12 protein-coding genes and 1 rRNA gene are annotated in these 16,258 nt (G+C 71.1%); 5 read left to right on the forward strand and 8 right to left on the reverse strand.

The features are described from left to right. Nucleotides 1–7: 7 nt before the first annotated feature. The 3 genes from V6V47_RS22760 to V6V47_RS22770 all read right to left on the reverse strand — a co-directional run bounded on the left by V6V47_RS22760 (nucleotide 8) and on the right by V6V47_RS22770 (nucleotide 6,142). Nucleotides 8–697: a lysophospholipid acyltransferase family protein gene (locus V6V47_RS22760; RefSeq protein WP_334630333.1), complete on the reverse strand. Its 690-nt coding sequence runs from the start codon at nucleotides 695–697 to the stop codon at nucleotides 8–10. Nucleotides 698–832: 135 nt separating this feature from the next. Continuing rightward, nucleotides 833–3,979, reverse strand: a complete 3,147-nt coding sequence (gene ileS, locus V6V47_RS22765; protein WP_334630334.1) for an isoleucine--tRNA ligase — start codon at nucleotides 3,977–3,979, stop codon at nucleotides 833–835. Between the two features lie 612 nt (nucleotides 3,980–4,591). Beyond that, nucleotides 4,592–6,142, reverse strand: coding sequence for an alkaline phosphatase D family protein (locus V6V47_RS22770; protein WP_334630335.1), 1,551 nt, complete (start codon nucleotides 6,140–6,142; stop codon nucleotides 4,592–4,594). A 159-nt stretch (nucleotides 6,143–6,301) separates the two neighbouring features. On the opposite strand from V6V47_RS22770, the gene V6V47_RS22775 reads away from it, so the two are divergent. The 3 genes from V6V47_RS22775 to sigJ all read left to right on the forward strand — a co-directional run bounded on the left by V6V47_RS22775 (nucleotide 6,302) and on the right by sigJ (nucleotide 8,883). Next, the gene (locus V6V47_RS22775) at nucleotides 6,302–7,462 is read left to right on the forward strand and encodes an acyltransferase family protein (RefSeq protein WP_334630336.1); all 1,161 of its coding nucleotides are present in this window, start codon (nucleotides 6,302–6,304) and stop codon (nucleotides 7,460–7,462) included. A gap of 117 nt (nucleotides 7,463–7,579) precedes the next feature. Beyond that, on the forward strand, nucleotides 7,580–8,011 hold the full coding sequence (locus V6V47_RS22780) for a carboxymuconolactone decarboxylase family protein (protein ID WP_442934286.1): 432 nt from the start codon (nucleotides 7,580–7,582) through the stop codon (nucleotides 8,009–8,011). Beyond that, nucleotides 8,008–8,883 (forward strand): RNA polymerase sigma factor SigJ, encoded by an 876-nt coding sequence (gene sigJ, locus V6V47_RS22785; RefSeq protein WP_334630339.1) that lies wholly within the window; start codon nucleotides 8,008–8,010, stop codon nucleotides 8,881–8,883. Before V6V47_RS22780 ends, sigJ begins: the two co-directional genes overlap by 4 nt. Nucleotides 8,884–8,915: 32 nt before the next feature. Here the strand turns inward: sigJ and ndk are convergent, their stop codons facing one another. After that, entirely contained in the window at nucleotides 8,916–9,341 is a 426-nt protein-coding gene (gene ndk, locus V6V47_RS22790; protein ID WP_334630340.1) for a nucleoside-diphosphate kinase, read from the reverse strand. A 142-nt stretch (nucleotides 9,342–9,483) separates the two neighbouring features. Between ndk and V6V47_RS22795 the strand changes: the two genes are divergently transcribed. Continuing rightward, nucleotides 9,484–10,872, forward strand: coding sequence for a VOC family protein (locus tag V6V47_RS22795; RefSeq protein WP_334630341.1), 1,389 nt, complete (start codon nucleotides 9,484–9,486; stop codon nucleotides 10,870–10,872). 33 nt (nucleotides 10,873–10,905) lie between these two features. Here V6V47_RS22795 and V6V47_RS22800 read toward each other — a convergent pair whose 3' ends face one another. The 3 genes from V6V47_RS22800 to V6V47_RS22810 are packed head-to-tail and all read right to left on the reverse strand — an operon-like array spanning nucleotide 10,906 to nucleotide 15,256. Next, nucleotides 10,906–11,310 carry a DUF4233 domain-containing protein gene (locus V6V47_RS22800; RefSeq protein WP_334630342.1) on the reverse strand — a complete coding sequence of 135 codons (405 nt, stop codon included), beginning with the start codon at nucleotides 11,308–11,310 and terminating at the stop codon, nucleotides 10,906–10,908. Continuing rightward, nucleotides 11,307–12,641, reverse strand: a complete 1,335-nt coding sequence (locus V6V47_RS22805) for a bifunctional folylpolyglutamate synthase/dihydrofolate synthase (protein WP_334630343.1) — start codon at nucleotides 12,639–12,641, stop codon at nucleotides 11,307–11,309. The genes V6V47_RS22800 and V6V47_RS22805 overlap by 4 nt, the downstream gene beginning before the upstream one ends. Next, a complete protein-coding gene (locus V6V47_RS22810) occupies nucleotides 12,638–15,256 on the reverse strand; it encodes a valine--tRNA ligase (RefSeq protein ID WP_334630344.1) in 2,619 nt (872 codons plus the stop codon). Before V6V47_RS22810 ends, V6V47_RS22805 begins: the two co-directional genes overlap by 4 nt. Before the next feature lie 70 nt (nucleotides 15,257–15,326). On the opposite strand from V6V47_RS22810, the gene V6V47_RS22815 reads away from it, so the two are divergent. Next, nucleotides 15,327–16,013 carry a hypothetical protein gene (locus V6V47_RS22815; RefSeq protein ID WP_334630345.1) on the forward strand — a complete coding sequence of 229 codons (687 nt, stop codon included), beginning with the start codon at nucleotides 15,327–15,329 and terminating at the stop codon, nucleotides 16,011–16,013. 158 nt (nucleotides 16,014–16,171) lie between these two features. Here the strand turns inward: V6V47_RS22815 and rrf are convergent. After that, a 5S ribosomal RNA gene (gene rrf / locus V6V47_RS22820) occupies nucleotides 16,172–16,258 on the reverse strand; the annotation flags it as partial.

Genomic DNA, 16,258 nt, shown 5'->3' on the forward strand with positions numbered 1-16,258 from the left:
AGGTCGGTCAGTCTTCGCGGGTCGGGTCCGGGTGGGCGCGCGGCGGGGCGTAGCGCGGGACGTACTCCTGGCCGGTGAGCTTCTGGATTTCGCTCATCACCTCGTCGGTCATCTGACGCAGCGAGGTGCGGTCGCTCGGGCGGCCGGTGAAGTCCAGGGGCTTGCCGAACCGGACCGTGATCTTGGCCGTGCCGGGACGGGGCACGCGGGTGCCGATCGGCTGAGCCTTGTCCGTGCCGATCATGCCAACCGGGATGACCGGCACACCGGCGGAGATCGCCAGCCGGGCCGCGCCCGTCCGACCCCGGTACAGGCGCCCGTCCGGTGAGCGGGTGCCCTCCGGGTAGACCACCACCAGATCGCCGCCCTGAAGCGCCGGAATCGCCGCGTCGAACGCGGACAGCGCCGCCCGGCCGCCAGCCCGCTCGACCGGGATGGCACCCAGACCCGTGAGGACGAACTTGGAGATCGCACCCTTCACGCCGGTGCCCTTGAAATATTCGGACTTCGCCCAGAACGCCAGGTGCCGGGGCACCACCGTGCCGAGGAACAGCTCGTCGGCCACCGAGAGATGGTTGCCGGCGAAGACCGCGCCGCCGGTCTCCGGCACGTGCTCCAGCCCTTCCACGGTCGGGCGGAACGCCAACCGCAGCGTGGGCCCCACCGTGAGCTTGCCGATGGTGTAGAGCAGGGGCACTGGTCCTCCGGCGGTCGTGGATGCACGGGCGGTGTCACGTTAGCCGACGCCCACCCGGCGCCCATAGCGGGTGGCCGGCGTCGCCGTGCCGGGGACGGACGGGTCGACATCGACCAGTCCGTCCCCGGACCTCACTCAGACGCGGCGGACGGCGACCGTCACCCGGTCACCCTCGCCGACCTCGCCGGCGAAGCCGTCCACGCCCTCGGCGAAGTCGACCGAGTCGGCCAGCACCTCACCGGCGACGAAGTCGAGGTACGCGGCGACCGCCGCACGCACCTCCTCGGACGCCGACACCGTCACCACGATCCGGTCCGAGACGTCCAGGTCGGCATCCCGGCGGGCCTGCTGCACCACCCGGACCACGTCGCGGGCCAGCCCCTCGGCGGCCAACTCCGGGGTGACCTCGGTGTCCAGCACCACCACGCCCTCGCCGCCCGGCAGTGGCGCCGAGTGCTCGGCGTCGGCGGCGACCAGGCGCAGCTCGTACTCGCCCTCGGCCAGGGTGACGCCAGCGGCCACCGGGGCGCCGTCGACCAGCTCCCACTCGCCCGCCTTGACCGCCTTGATCACCTGCTGCACCTGCTTGCCGACGCGCGGGCCGAGCGCCCGGGGCACCACCGTCAACACCTGCTCGCAGTACGCGGACAGCTCGGCGCTGAACTCCACCGCCTTCACGTTGACCTCGTCGGTCACCAGGTCGGCGAACGGGCGCAGCTGCTCCGCCGCCGGCGAGGCCACGGTCAGCTTCGACAGCGGCAGACGGACCCGGAGCCCCTTGGCCTTGCGCAGCGACAGCGCCGCCGAGGCCACCGCCCGGGTGGCGTCCATCGCGGCGACCAGGTCGTGGTCGGCCGGGAACTCGCTCGCCTCCGGCCAGTCGGTCAGGTGCACCGACCGCTCCCCGGTCAGGCCACGCCAGATCTCCTCCGCGGTCAGCGGCGCGAGCGGCGCCACCACCCGGCAGAGCGTCTCCAGCACCGTCCACAGCGTGTCGAACGCGTTCGCGTCGCCGGACCAGAACCGGTCCCGGGACCGACGCACGTACCAGTTGGTCAGCGCGTCCAGGTAGGAGCGGACGGTGGCGCAGGCGCCGGAGATGTCGTACGCCTCCATCTGCGCCTGAACCGTCGACACCAACTCGTTCGTCTTCGCCAGCACGTACCGGTCGAGCAGGTGGGTGGAGTCGGTCCGCCGTCGCGCCTGGTGCCCGTCCGCGTTGGCGTAGAGCGTGAAGAAGTACCAGACGTTCCACAGCGGCAGCAGCACCTGCCGGACGGAGTCCCGGATGCCCGCCTCGGTGACCGCCATGTCGCCGCCGCGCAGCACCGGCGAGGACATCAGCATCCAGCGCATCGCGTCCGAGCCGTACGCGTCGAAGACGTGGTAGACGTCCGGATAGTTGCGCAGGCTCTTGGACATCTTGCGCCCGTCCGAGCCGAGCAGGATGCCGTGGCTGAGGCAGTTGCGGAACGCCGGCCGGTCGAACAGCGCGGTGGCCAGCACGTGCATCGTGTAGAACCAGCCGCGGGTCTGCCCGATGTACTCGACGATGAAGTCACCCGGGTAGTGGTGCTCGAACCAGTCCGCGTTCTCGAACGGGTAGTGCACCTGGGCGAACGGCATCGAGCCGGACTCGAACCAGCAGTCCAGCACCTCCGGCACCCGGCGCATCATCGACTTGCCCGTCGGGTCGTCCGGGTTGGGGCGGACCAGGTCGTCCACCGCCGGCCGGTGCAGGTCGGTCAGGCGTACGCCGAAGTCCCGCTCGATGTCGGCGAGCGAGCCGTAGACGTCCAGTCGCGGGTAGGTCGGGTCGTCGGACTTCCACGCCGGGATCGGCGAGCCCCAGAACCGGTTCCGGCTGATCGACCAGTCCCGGGCGTTGGCCAGCCACTTGCCGAACGAGCCGTCCTTGATGTGGCCGGGCGTCCAGTTGATCTGCTGGTTCAGCTCGACCATCCGGTCCCGGAACTGGGTGACCGCCACGAACCACGACGACACCGCCTTGTAGACCAGCGGGGTGTCGCAGCGCCAGCAGTGCGGGTACGAGTGGGTGTAGGTGTCCTGCTTGAGCACCACCCCCCGCTCCTTGAGCTCCCGGATCACCGGCTTGTTGACGTCGAAGACCTGCTCACCCTGGTACGGCGGGACCAGCGCGGTGAACCGCGTGTGGTCGTCGACCGTGACGACGGTGGGGATGCCGGCGGCGTTGCAGACGTTCTGGTCGTCCTCACCGAAGGCGGGGGCCAGGTGCACGATCCCGGTGCCGTCCTCGGTGGTGACGAACTCCGCGCCGAGCACCTGGTAGGCGTTGTCGCCGGCCTGCTCGACGAGGAAGTCGTACAGCGGCGTGTAGCGGCGCCCGACCAGGTCCCGGCCGTACACCGTGCCGACCTGCTCGTAGCCTTCCAGCTCCTTGGCGTACGCGGCGAGCCGCGCGGCACCCACGACGTAGCGGTCGCCGTCGCGGTCCAGCACCGCGTACTCGATGTCCGGGCCGACGGCGAGCGCCAGGTTCGACGGCAGGGTCCACGGCGTGGTGGTCCAGACGCCCAGCTTGATTGGCCCGCGCACCAGCTCCGGCGCGGACTCGTCGGCGGTCAGCCCGAACCAGACGCTCAGCGTCGGGTCGTGCCGGTCCCGGTAGACGTCGTCCATCCGGGTCTCGGTGTTCGACAGCGGCGTCTCACAGCGCCAGCAGTACGCGAGCACCCGGAAGCCCTCGTAGATCAGACCCTTGTCGTGCAGGGTCTTGAAGGCCCACATGACGCTTTCCATGTAGTCCAGGTCGAGGGTCTTGTAGTCGTTGGCGAAGTCGACCCAGCGGGCCTGCCGGTTGATGTACCGCTCCCAGTCCTGGGTGAACTCCAGCACGGAGGTGCGGCAGGCCTCGTTGAACCGGGCCACGCCCAGGTCGATGATCTCCGCCTTGCTGGTGATGCCGAGCTGCTTCTCGGCCACCACCTCGGCGGGCAGGCCGTGGCAGTCCCAGCCGAAGCGCCGCTCGACGTGCCGGCCGCGCATGGTCTGGTAGCGCGGCACCACGTCCTTGACGTAGCCGGTGAAGAGGTGGCCGTAGTGCGGCAGGCCGTTGGCGAACGGCGGGCCGTCGTAGAAGACGTACTCGTTCTTGCCGTCGTCGCCGGCCGGGCGGGCCTCGACCGACGCCTCGAAGGTCTTGTCGGCCGTCCAGTGCTCCAGCACCCTGCGCTCGACCGCGGGCAGGTCCGGGCTCGCCGGGACACCGGCGGCGGTCGGGTCGTGCAACGGATAGGCCATCGGGGGTCGCTCTCCTCATGCAGCTCACTCAACGTGGGTCTGCGAGGACGAGCCGTCCGGGGTACGCCTGGAACGGCGCTCCCGTGGCCCGCGGTACCACCCCGCTTGGCGGTCAGGATCGACCGCCCGCTCATTGCCGGCTGTGACGGGCCGCACCCGTCCGGTTCTACTGGGCCGGTTGCCCGGCTGTTCTTCCGGAGGCTCACCGGTGATGGCCGGGTCATCGCCTTACGGTGCTCAACGATACTCGACCCGCCCACCGGCGCGCCGCCGAGTAATCCCGCCCGCCGACCGACCCCAAGGCTGGCCGGTGATCCGGATCGAGCTGGACGAGCCCACGCTGGCTCGTACCCGGATCGCGACCAGCCCGCTGTGGGAGGCCAAGTGCAGCCTCTATCTGCTCGACCGGTACCCGATCACTCGGAGATCCTCGCGGTCTCGTACCAGCCCGGGGCGCTCAAGGTCTTCGAAGCCGAGTCCCGCCGCCGAGCCTCCCTCGACACCCTCCGACCGCCGGGGCCGGGGTCGGGGCCGGTCCCCTGGTCGATCATGAGGTTGACGGGTGAGTGGATCACTTATCCACCCGCCAACCTCATGATCAACGCGGTGGGGTCAGGGGGCTGGGAGGGTGGTGGACCAGAGGGAGGCGCCGTCGCGGTCGCGGAGGTGGACCGTCAGGGCCTCCGACTTTCCGTCGATGGAGACCTCTCCGAAGTGCTGGAAGCCCTCCGCCGGCGAGGTGTTCGCGTGCGGCGGGGCGTGCACGAACGCCGCCTGCGGGCCGAACGTGCCGTCCAGCGCGTTCGGGCCGAACGCCCCGGCGTGCGCGGGTCCGGAGACGAACTCCCAGAACGGCGTGAAGTCGCCGACCGCCGCGCGGGACGGGTCGTAGTGGTGCGCGGCCGAGTAGTGCACGTCGGCGGTGAGGAAGACCATGCCGGTCACCCCGGCGCGGTGGGTGGCCCGCAGCACCTCGGCGAACTCCAGCTCCCGTCCGGCCGGCGCGCCCGGGTCGCCCTGCGCGACACCCTCCTGCGCGGTCGGGCCGTCCGGCACCACCACGCCGATCGGCAGGTCGTTGGCGATCACCTTCCAGGTCGCCGTGGACCGCTTCAGCTCCCGGATCAGCCACTCCCGCTGCGCGCGGCCGAGCAGACCACGCTTCGGGTCGGCGTACGTGTTGCCGTCGTTGGGGTCCTTGTTCGTCCGCATGTCGAGCACGAACACGTCCAGCAGCGGCCCGTACGAGATCCGCCGGTACATCGGCCCGTCGTCCGGCACCGGCAGCCACTCGCCGAACGCCTGCCGGGCCCGGGCGGCGAGCACGTCCACCCGCCGCTCGGTGTAGCGCGGGTCGTCCAGGATCTCCCCCGGGTACCAGTTGTTGAGGACCTCGTGGTCGTCCCACTGGTTGATCTGCGGCACCGCCGCGTTGAACGCCCGCAGGTGCTCGTCGAGCATGTTGTACGCGAACTGTCCCCGGTACTCGGTCAACGTCTCGGCGACCTTGCTCTTCTCCGGGGTCACCAGGTTGCGCCAGATCCGCCCGTCGGGCAGGGTCACCGACTCGACCAGCGGGCCGTCCGCGTACACCGTGTCGCCGCTGCACAGATAGAAGTCCGGCCGGGTCTCCCGCATCGCCCGGAAGATCGACATCCCACCGAAGTTCGGGTCGATCCCCCAGCCCTGCCCGGCGATGTCGCCGGTCCAGACGAACGTGACGTCGCGCCGCCGGTGCCGGCCGGGCGCGGTGGTCAGTGTCCCGGTCAACGGCTCGCTGACCAGCCCGTGCCGCTCCAGGCTCTCCACCCGGACCCGGTAGTGCAGCCGCTCGGCGTCCGGCAGCCCGCGCAGCCGGACCTTGCCGGTGAAGTCGCCGGTCGGCGCGAGCACCGGCCCGCGCAACTGCCGCGCACCACGGAAGTCCGGCCGACGGCTCACCTCGACCAGCATCCGGCCCGGCCGGTCGGCCCGGGTCCAGACCAGCGCCGAGTCCGCGGTCGCGTCACCGCTCTGCACGCCGTGGGTGAGCACCGGGCGTCCCGCCGGGCGCCACGCCGGTGCGGCGCCCGCGCCGACCCCGCCCAGCAGAGCACCGCCGGCGACTCCAGCTCCGGCCACCAGGCCAGCGCGCAGCAGAGTACGTCGATCAAGCTCGGTCATGCTTCCTCCCGATCATCGGTTGACCCCGTCGGTCTACCGGCCGGAGATGGCCGCGACCGCGTGTCCGGGTGACGCCGGTCGGAACGCCGGTTAGCCGGACGGCACGGGGCATGACTCACGCGGCTTGACCAAGGTGAAAGGTTCACGCAAACTTCGCCGGTGCGTTCGCTTCGGTACGACGAATTCCAGGCCATGCGTCGATTCCCCGCGCTGGACGGGCTGCGGGCGCTGGCCGCGGTCATGGTCATCGCCTTCCACTACGGCGGCCAGTCCTGGGCGTGGCTGACCGGCTGGATCGGCGTACACCTGTTCTTCGTGCTCTCCGGCTTCCTGATCACGACACTGCTGCTGCGCGAGGAGCACCGCTACGGGAAGGTCTCGCTGCGCGCCTTCTACCTGCGGCGGTTCTTCCGGATCATGCCGGTCTACCTGTTGGTGCTCTTCCTGTACTGGGGGCTGGCCCGGGTCAACGGCACGGCCGATTCGGTCGAGCGGGGGATGAAGTACTACCTGCTGTTCCTCAATGAGCTCCTGGAACCGAACGCACCGTTCCTGCACTCCTGGACGATCGGCATCGAGCAGAAGTTCTACCTGTTCTGGCCCGCCATCGCCTTCGTGGCGGTCGCCGCCGTCTTCCGCCGCCGCCTGCTGGTGACTCTCTGCCTGCTCGTCCTCTTCATCGCGCTGATCCCGCCGGACATCGCCTGGCTGAGCTGGCCCATCCACTACGTGGCGATCCTGCTCGGCTGTCTGACCGCGATCATCATGCACAACCCCCGGGGCTTCGCCCTGGTCCGGCCACTGACCCACCCAGCGACCGCCACCGTCGTCATCCTGGCGTTCGTCGTGGTCCAGGTGTGCGTGCAGTTCTGGCCCACCCGCCTGGGTCAGGAGGCGTTGATCGGCACCTACGCGGCCGCGACGGCGGTGCTTCTGCCCGCTCTGCTCTCCCGCAGCGTGCTCGCCCGTGGGCTGGGGTTGCGGCCACTGGTCTTCGTCGGCGAACGCTCGTACTCGCTGTACCTGATCCAGGCCGTCGCGGCGCGGGCGGCGGCCGGGCTGATGCCCGCGATCGCGCACAAGAGCACGGCCTTCTTCGTGGCCACGACGGTGGTGGCACTGCTCGCCGCGGACCTGATGTACCGGTGGGTCGAACTGCCCCTGATCGAGGTGGGCCGACGGCTGGCCGCCCGGGTGACCCGACCCACTCCGCGCGGCGGCGACGCCGGCGTGGACGCGGCCGCTCTGGCTGCCGCGGCGGAGCGGACCCCTCCCCCGCACGAGGTGCTGGTGGACAGCGCCCCGGCGGCGCGCGGCTGACCCCACCCCGATGGTCCCGGCGGCATGAGCAGGGTCACAGCCGTCGACTGTCACGGCACACCCCGGCTGACTCGTCGTGACGGTGTCGGACTCATCAGGGAGGTAGTTGTGCAGCGGATGAACGCGGCCGAGGTGGCACCGAAGGCGTACCAGGCGGTGCTGGGGCTGGAGAAGTACGTCCAGGCGAACGTCGACCACACCGTCCTCGAGCTGGTCAAGCTCCGGGCGTCGGTGCTGAACGGGTGCGCGTACTGCGTCGACATGCACAGCCGGGACGCGCTCGCGAACGGCGAGTCGAGCCGGCGTCTGTTCGCGGTGTCCGCCTGGCGGGAGTCGTCGTTGTTCGACGAGCGGGAGCGGGCCACGCTGGCGCTCACCGACGCGGTCACCCGGCTGGGCGAGCACGGGGTGCCGGACGACGTGTGGGAAGCCGCCGCGAAGGTCTGGTCGGAGAAGGAACTGGCCGACCTGGTCGTTGCGATCGCCACAATCAACGTATGGAACCGGCTCGCGGTGACGATGCGGGCGGAGACCCCGGCAGAGGTGTGACAGCCGAGGCGGCAGAGGCGGCCGGTGCGCTCCAGGCGCACCGGCCGATGCTGCTCGGGCTCGCCTTCCGCCTGCTCGGCAGCCGGGACGACGCGGAGGACGTGCTCCAGGAGGCGTACCTGCGCTGGCTGGGCGTGGACCGGTCGACGGTGGACGAGCCGCGCCGTTTCCTGTCCCGGGTGGTCACCCGGCTGGCCCTGGACCGACTGCGCGCCCGACAGGCGGCACGCGAGACGTACGTCGGGACGTGGCTGCCGGAGGCGGTGCCGACCGAGCCGTCGCCGTTCGGACCACTGGATCGCGCGGAGCTACGCGACACGCTGTCCACCGCACTGCTGCACGTGCTGGAACGGCTCACCCCGCCGGAGCGCGCGGTGTACGTGCTGCGCACCGCCTTCGACCTGCCGTACGCCGAGATCGCCGAGATCCTCGACCGCACTCCCGCCGACTGCCGGCAACTGCACCACCGGGCGGCCGCCCGGGTACGCGTCGAGCAGCGCCGGTTCACGGCGACCCGGCTCGAACGGGAACGACTGCTCGACGCGTTTCTGTCCGCCGCTCGCGACGGTAACCTGGCGACCCTGACCAGCCTGATCGCCGCGGACGCCACGGCCTGGAACGACGGTGGCGGTCGGGCACGGGCCGCCCGCAACCCGATCACCGGCGCAGAACGCGTCGCCCGGTTCTTCGTCGGGATCTACGGCCCACGCCACCGGTGGACGGGGCGCCGGATGGAGCTCAATGGGGAGCCCGCCGTGCTGATCACCCGCGGGGACGGCAGCCGGTACACACTGACCGTCGCCGCGGCCGGCGACCGGATCACCGAGATCTACGTAGTCGGCAATCCGACGAAGCTGCCGCCGACCGGCTGACCCCGGTGGCGGCAGCTTCGTCGAAGCGCGGGTCAGCCCAGCTCGGGGAACCAGAGCGCGATCTCGCGCTTGGCGCTGTCCGGTGAGTCGGAGGCGTGCACCAGATTCTCCCGGTTGGACAGCGACAGGTCGCCCCGGATGGTGCCGGCGGCGGCCTTGCGCCCGTCCGTCGCACCGACCAGGCCGCGCACCACGTCGATGACCTGATCGCCGGAGAGCACCAGGGCGACCAGCGGACCGTTGGTCATGAAGTCCTTCAGCGGCGGGTAGAACGCCTTGTCGACGTGCTCCGCGTAGTGCTCGTCGGCGAGCGCGGCATCCATCGTCCGGCACACCAGCGCGTCGATCCGCAGCCCCTTGCGCTCGAAGCGGGAGAGGACCTCGCCGACCAGGCCGCGGCGGACCGCGTCGGGCTTGATCAGAACGAGGCTGCGCTCATCCGGGCTGTTGCTGGACACGCTGGGTTCCTCCTGTACGCGCTGAACGCTCGGGCTCGGTACGGTCAGCCTAGCGACCCGGTCCCGGCGCCGGCGCGGCGGCCGGTCTTTCCCCCGGTGGCCGATCCGGCCTAGCCTGGCCTTGACCCTCGGGAGGTCCACTGTGGCGAATGGCGGGAACCGGACCATCGCGCCGGTACGCAAGCTGATCGGCGCGGTGCTGGGCACCGTGGCCACCTTCGTGGTCCTCTTCGGGCTGGGCATGACCAGCTGGGCCATCGTGGCGCTCGGGGTCGCCCTCCTGGTGCTGGCGATCGCGCTGGCCACCGTGCGCGGCGGTGGCCGCACCTGGGTGGTCGGCGTCGGGCACGTGCACAGCGCCTCCGAGCCACCAACCCAGTACGCTTTCGGCCGCTGCGAGCTGCAACTGGTGATCGACGCGCCCGGGTTGCCGCCGCGCTCCAAGAAGATCATCGAGCCACGGGTGCCGGTCTCCAAGTGGCCGTCGCTGGGCCAGACCCTGCCGATCCGGGTCGCGATCGACGACCAGCGGCACGTGAAGGTCCTCTGGAACGAGGTGCGGACCCATGCCGAAACCGCTGCCGCCGTCGCTGACCTGCCGCCGGAGTTCGCCGACGTCGACCCGATGGACGAGGTGCTGATCCAGCAGGACGCCCCGCCGTGGGCGGACCGCGCGCCGGACGACGACTTCCGTGACCCGGACGGCCCTGGCCCGTTCCGCGATCCCCTCGGCCCCGATCCGCTGCGCCCCGACCCGATGCGTGGCGATCCCCTGCGCGGCGACCCTGTGCGGGGCGACTCGGGCGGTGCGGCGGAGGAGCGCGAGCCCGTCGTGGTGCACCACAGCCCGGCCGGGGGGCCGGTGGTGCTCGAAGGCGTGCTGGTCGAGCAGCAGAGCGGCGGCCTGCCCCGGCGGGCGACTCCCGCACCGCGCTCGCCGGCCGAGGAACGCTTCGACCAACCCACCGACGATCAGGTCGACCCACCACGGGCGGCCCGGTCCGCCCCGCCCGGTGTGACGGACCCACTGGACCCGCTCGACCTGCCGCTGGACGATCCCACTCCCGCCCGCGACGCCCGAGCGACGGTCACCGCCGAGGAGCTCGACGAGGCGATCTTCGGGTACGAGCCGGAGGCCGCCGCCGACCCGACCGGCCCGATCAACGGGGTGGGCCTCACCCTGCTGGTCACCGACCTGTCCCGGTCGCTCGACTTCTATCGCGGCATGCTCGGCTTCACCGAAGTCGACCAGGGCGCCGGCAACGCGGTGCTCGCCTCCGGCACGACCCGGCTGGTGCTGCGCGAGGTGACCGGAGCTGCGCCGATCAGCCGTCGGCTGGTGCACGTCAACCTCGAGGTGAACGACATCGAGGCGGCGTACGGGCGGCTACGCGATTCGGGCGTCCGCTTCACGTACGCACCCCGGGTGGTCAACCGGGGCACCAGGCTGGAGGTGTGGGCCGCCGCGTTCCGCGACCCGGACGGCCATGGCATCGCCCTCACCCAGTGGCGGGAACGCGCCGACGCCTGACCGCACGCCAGCGCCTCGGACGGCCGATAGGAGTCAGCCGAGGATCACCCGGCGGACGTGCAGCGCGTACGCCCACACGAGGGCGAAGATGACACCCAGCGCGAGCAGCGACCAGTGCAGCAGACCGGCCAGCAGCAGCAGACCCTGGAGGACCGTGCCGGCGTTCCAGGCCCAGGGGCGACGCATCATGCCGGCCAGCAGGATGGCGGCCACCGCCAGGGCCACCACGACACCGATCGCGGTGCCGCTCAGGTCGCCGCCGACCACCCGGATCGGCTGGATCGCCAGCAGCAGCACCAGCGCCTCCAGGCTGAGCGTCCCGGCGCCGAGGCCGCGTACCGCCCGCTCGGGGTTGCGCAACCCGGACCGCCGCGGCTGCCCCGCCGGCGACTCGGCCGCGGGCTCCTCGGCCTGCGGGTCCCGCTCCGGGCTGGTCATCGCTTCAGCAGCCGACGGGCGTCGGCCACCGTCACCACCGACCCCGTGATCAGCACCCCGACCCCGCTGAGTTCCCCGGGGACGTCCTCCTCGGCCATCGCCACCGCCAGCTCGATGGCGTCCGGCATGTCCTCGGCGATCGCAACGCGGTCCTCGCCGAAGACCTCGACGGCCAGCGCCTCGAGGTCCGTCGCCGGCAATGCCCGCGGCGACGAGTTGGTGGTCAGCACCAACTGGTCGACGACCGGCTCCAGCAGCTCCAGCAGGCCGGTCGCATCCTTGTCGGCGAGCACGCCCAGCACCGCCACCAGCTTGCTGAACGCGAACTCCTCCTGGAGCGCGGTGACGGTCGCGGCCATGCCGTGCGGGTTGTGCGCGCCGTCGAGCAGCACGGTCGGCGCGTTGCGGACCCGCTCCAGCCGGCCCGGGGAACTGGTCGACGAGAAGCCCTCCCGGACCGCCTCGATGTCGAGCTGCCGCTTGGCGCCGGCACCCAGGAACGCTTCCACCGCGGCGAGCGCCACGGCGGCGTTCTGCGCCTGGTGTGCGCCGTGCAGCGGGATGAACACGTCGTCGTAGACGCCGCCGAGCCCCTGCAGACTGAGCACCTGGCCGCCGACCGCGATGGCCCGAGTCAGCACGCCGAACTCGGTGCCCTCCCGGGCGATCGTGGCACCCACCTCGGCGCAGCGCTCCAGGAGGGGACGGGCCGCCTCCTCCTCCTGCGCCGCCGAGATCACCGTGGCGCCGGGATGGATGATGCCGGCCTTCGCCAGCGCGATGTCCTGCAGCGTGTCGCCGAGGAACTCGGTGTGGTCCAGGCCGATCGGGGTGATCACGCAGACCCCGGCCTGGATCACGTTGGTGGCGTCCTCGGCACCGCCGAGGCCCACCTCGACGACCGCGATGTCGACCGGCGCGTCGGCGAACGTGGCGAACGCCAGCGCGGTGGTCAGGTCGAAGTACGTCAACGGTTCGTCCGACCGCGCGTCCACCAGCTCGGCCAGCGGCTTGACCTCCCGGTACACCGCGGTGAACCGCTCCTCGCTGACCGGCTCACCGTCCAGGCTGATCCGCTCCCGGATGGTCTCCAGGTGCGGGCTCGTGTACCGGCCGGTGTGCAGCCCGAACGCCCGCAGCAGCGAATCGATCATCCGCGCGGTGGAGGTCTTGCCGTTGGTGCCGGTCAGGTGGATCGACGGGTACGCCCGCTGCGGGCTACCGAGCAGGTCGAGCAGCGACTCGATCTTGTCGAGCTCGAAGACCATGCGGGTGAAACCGCGTGCGTTCAGCTCGGCCTCGACGGCGGCGAATTCGGTACGGTCGGTCACGAGGACAGCGTCTCCAGGGCAGTGTCGATCCGGACCAGGTCGGCCTCGGCGGTCGCCAGCCGGTCGCGGATCTTCGCGACCACCGGCTCGGGGGCCTTGCCGATGAAGGCCGGGTTGTCGAGCTTCGCCCGGGCCTGCGCGACCTCCTTCTCGGCAGCCGCGCGGTCCTTGGTCAGCCGGGCCCGCTCGGCGGCCACGTCGATCGAGCCCCGGGTGTCCAACGCGACACCGACCGCTCCGGGCATGGCCAGCGTCGCGCTGGCCTGGAAGTCGTCGCCGACCGGGTCCAGCCGGGCCAGCGAGCGGATCAGCGGCTCGTGGGCAGCGATGCCCGCGCCGGACAGTCCGTCCAGGCGGGCGGACACGCGCTGCGTCGGGCGGAGCCCCTGGTCGGAACGGAACCGACGGATTTCGGTGATCACCCGCTGCACGCTGATCAGCTCCACCTCGGCGGTGTCGTCGATCAGCGCGCGGTCCGCCACCGGCCAGGCGGCCGTCTGCACCGTCGCGCCGCCGGTCAGCGCGACCCACAGCTCCTCGGTGACGAACGGGATGACCGGGTGCAGCAGCCGCAGCAGCTGGTCCAGCACGTGCCCGAGCACCCGGCGGGTGGTCTCGGCCTGCTCACCGCCCTCGGCGAGCACCGACTTGCTGAGCTCGACGTACCAGTCGCAGACGTCGTCCCAGGCGAAGTGGTAGAGCAGGTCGCACACCTTGGCGAACTCGTACGACTCGAACTGCTCGTCGACCTCGGCGGTGACGTGCGCCAGCCGGGACAGGATCCACCGGTCGACGGTGGAGAGCTGCTCGGCGGCGGGCAGCTCGCCCCCGGTGTGCGCCCCGTTCATCAGCGCGAACCGGGTGACGTTCCAGAGCTTGTTGCAGAAGTTGCGCGAGCCCTGACACCAGTCCTCGCTGACCGGGACGTCCTGGCCCGGGTTCGCGCCGCGGGCCAGGGTGAACCGGGTGGCGTCGGCACCGAACCGCTCGATCCAGTCCAGCGGGTCGACCACGTTGCCGAACGACTTGGACATCTTCTTGCCGTGCTCGTCGCGAACCATGCCGTGCAGGGCCACCACGTCGAACGGCTGCTGGCCGTCCATCGCGTACAGGCCGAACATCATCATCCGGGCGACCCAGAAGAAGAGGATGTCGTAGCCGGTGACCAGGACGCTGGTCGGGTAGAACTTGGCCAGGTCCGGGGTCCGCTCCGGCCACCCCAGGGTGGAGAACGGCCACAGCGCGCTGGAGAACCAGGTGTCCAGCACGTCCTCGTCCTGGTGCCACCCCTCCCCGGTCGGCGGCTGCTCGTCCGGGCCGACGCAGACGATCTCGCCCTGCGGGCCGTACCAGACCGGGATCCGGTGCCCCCACCACAGTTGGCGGGAGATGCACCAGTCGTGCATGTTGTCGACCCAGGCGAAGTAGCGCTTGGCCAGCTCGGCCGGCTCGATGCGCACTCGGCCGTCGCGGACCGCGTCGCCGGCGGCCTGGGCCAGAGGCGCGGTGTTGACGAACCACTGCAGCGACAGCCGCGGCTCGACGGTCGTCTTGCACCGCGAGCAGTGCCCGACCGCGTGCACGTACGGCCGCTTCTCGGCCACGATCCGGCCCTGCTCACGCAGCGCCGCCACGATCGCCGGCCGCGCCTCGAACCGGTCCAGCCCTTCGAACGGGCCGGGCACGGTGATCACGCCCCGCTCGTCCATCACGGTCAGCGCCGGCAGGTCGTGGCGCTGCCCGATCTCGAAGTCGTTGGGGTCGTGCGCCGGGGTCACCTTGACCATGCCGGTGCCGAACGACGGGTCGACGTGCGCGTCGGCGACGATCGGGATGCGGCGGCCGGTCAGCGGCAGCTCGACCTCGGTGCCGATCAGGTGCTGGTAGCGCTCGTCGTCCGGGTGCACGGCCACCGCGGTGTCGCCCAGCATCGTCTCGGCCCGGGTGGTGGCGACCACGACCTCGTCGCTGTACCGGATGGAGATGAGCTCACCGTCGTCGTCGGTGTGCTCCACCTCGATGTCGGAGAGCGCCGTCAGGCAGCGCGGGCACCAGTTGATGATCCGGTTGGCCCGGTAGATGAGGCCCTCGTCGAAGAGCTTCTTGAAGATCGTCTGGACGGCGCGGGTCAGACCCTCGTCCATGGTGAAGCGCTCACGGTCCCAGTCGACCGAGTCACCGAGGCGCCGCATCTGACCGAGGATCGCCCCGCCGGATTCGGCCTTCCACTGCCAGACCCGCTCGACGAACTTCTCCCGGCCGAGGTCGTGCCGGGACAGGCCCTGGCTGGCGAGTTGACGCTCGACCAGGTTCTGGGTGGCGATGCCGGCGTGGTCCATGCCGGGCAGCCACAGCGCCTCGAAGCCCTGCATCCGCTTGCGCCGGGTCAGCGCGTCCATGAGCGTGTGCTCGAACGCGTGGCCCATGTGCAGCGAGCCGGTGACGTTCGGCGGCGGGATGACGATCGTGAAGGGGGGCTTGTCGCTGTCGGCGGAGGCCCGGAAGTGCCCGGCAGCTACCCACTGCTCGTACCGTCGCTGCTCTACCTCGCCGGGCTGATACTGGCCGGCCAGGGTGGGAACGTCGGGGCGTCGGGCATCGAGTCTGTCGGTCACCCGAGAAAGTCTACGGAGGGCTTCCGCAGACCCGACGTGCGCCACCTGCCATTCGCGTACGGTGTCGGCTATGTCCGACGCACATCTCACCGAGCGCCCGCTCGACGACGGTCGCGAACCGGTCGAGCTGACCGACGAGCCGATCCAGCTGAGCACCCGCGACACCGGGGGTGATCCCGACGCGCCGGAGGGTGGGTGGTCGCGGCGGCGGCGGATCGCCTGGTCGGTCGCGCTGGTCGTCGGCCTGGCCGGCGCGGGCGTGCTGGGAACCTTCGGCTGGCAGGTGGCGCAGCAGAAGGACACCCGACTGGGTACGCCCGACCAGGTCGCCGGCCTGACCCGGGACGACAGCGAGCGGGCGAAGAGCACAGCGGACTACCTGCGCAGCGGCCTCGGCGCCGACATCGAGCTGGACGAGAGCTTCGGCACCGTCTACCGCGACCCCGCCGACGACATGCGGTCGGTGCTCATCTTCGGCGGCACCACCCTCCTCTGGCAGCCGGAGCGCGACCTGGACAGCCTCTTCGGCCTGATGTCCGACGAGACCGGCAAGGTGACGGGCCTGCGTGAGTTGCCCGCAGGCAAGCTGGGCGGCGTGTTGAAGTGCGGCAGCACCAGCGGCGAGGGCGGCGACTTCGCGGTGTGCGGCTGGGCGGACCACGGCAGCGTGGTGATGGCGATGTTCCCCGGGCGGTCGGTCGCCGACGCCGGCGGTCTGCTCCGCGAGCTCCGCACCGGTATGCAGACCCGCGACTGATCCGCGCGGTGCCGTCAGCCGACGGCGTCACCCCGGTGTTGCTGCCTCGACGCAACGGGAGGCAGCAACACCGGTGAAACTGGGCGGATCTTCGGGTGGCTTCTTTCCGGGAAACGCAAGTAGGGCCACCCTCACGGGTGGCCCTACTTGGAATGATTGTCCGGCGGTGTCCTACTCTCCCACACCCTCACGAGTGCAGTACCATCGGCGCTGGAGGGCTTAGCTTCCGGGTTCGGAATGTGACC

The sequence above is a fragment of the Micromonospora sp. CPCC 205539 genome (assembly GCF_036906815.1).
Lineage (GTDB): Bacteria > Actinomycetota > Actinomycetes > Mycobacteriales > Micromonosporaceae > Micromonospora.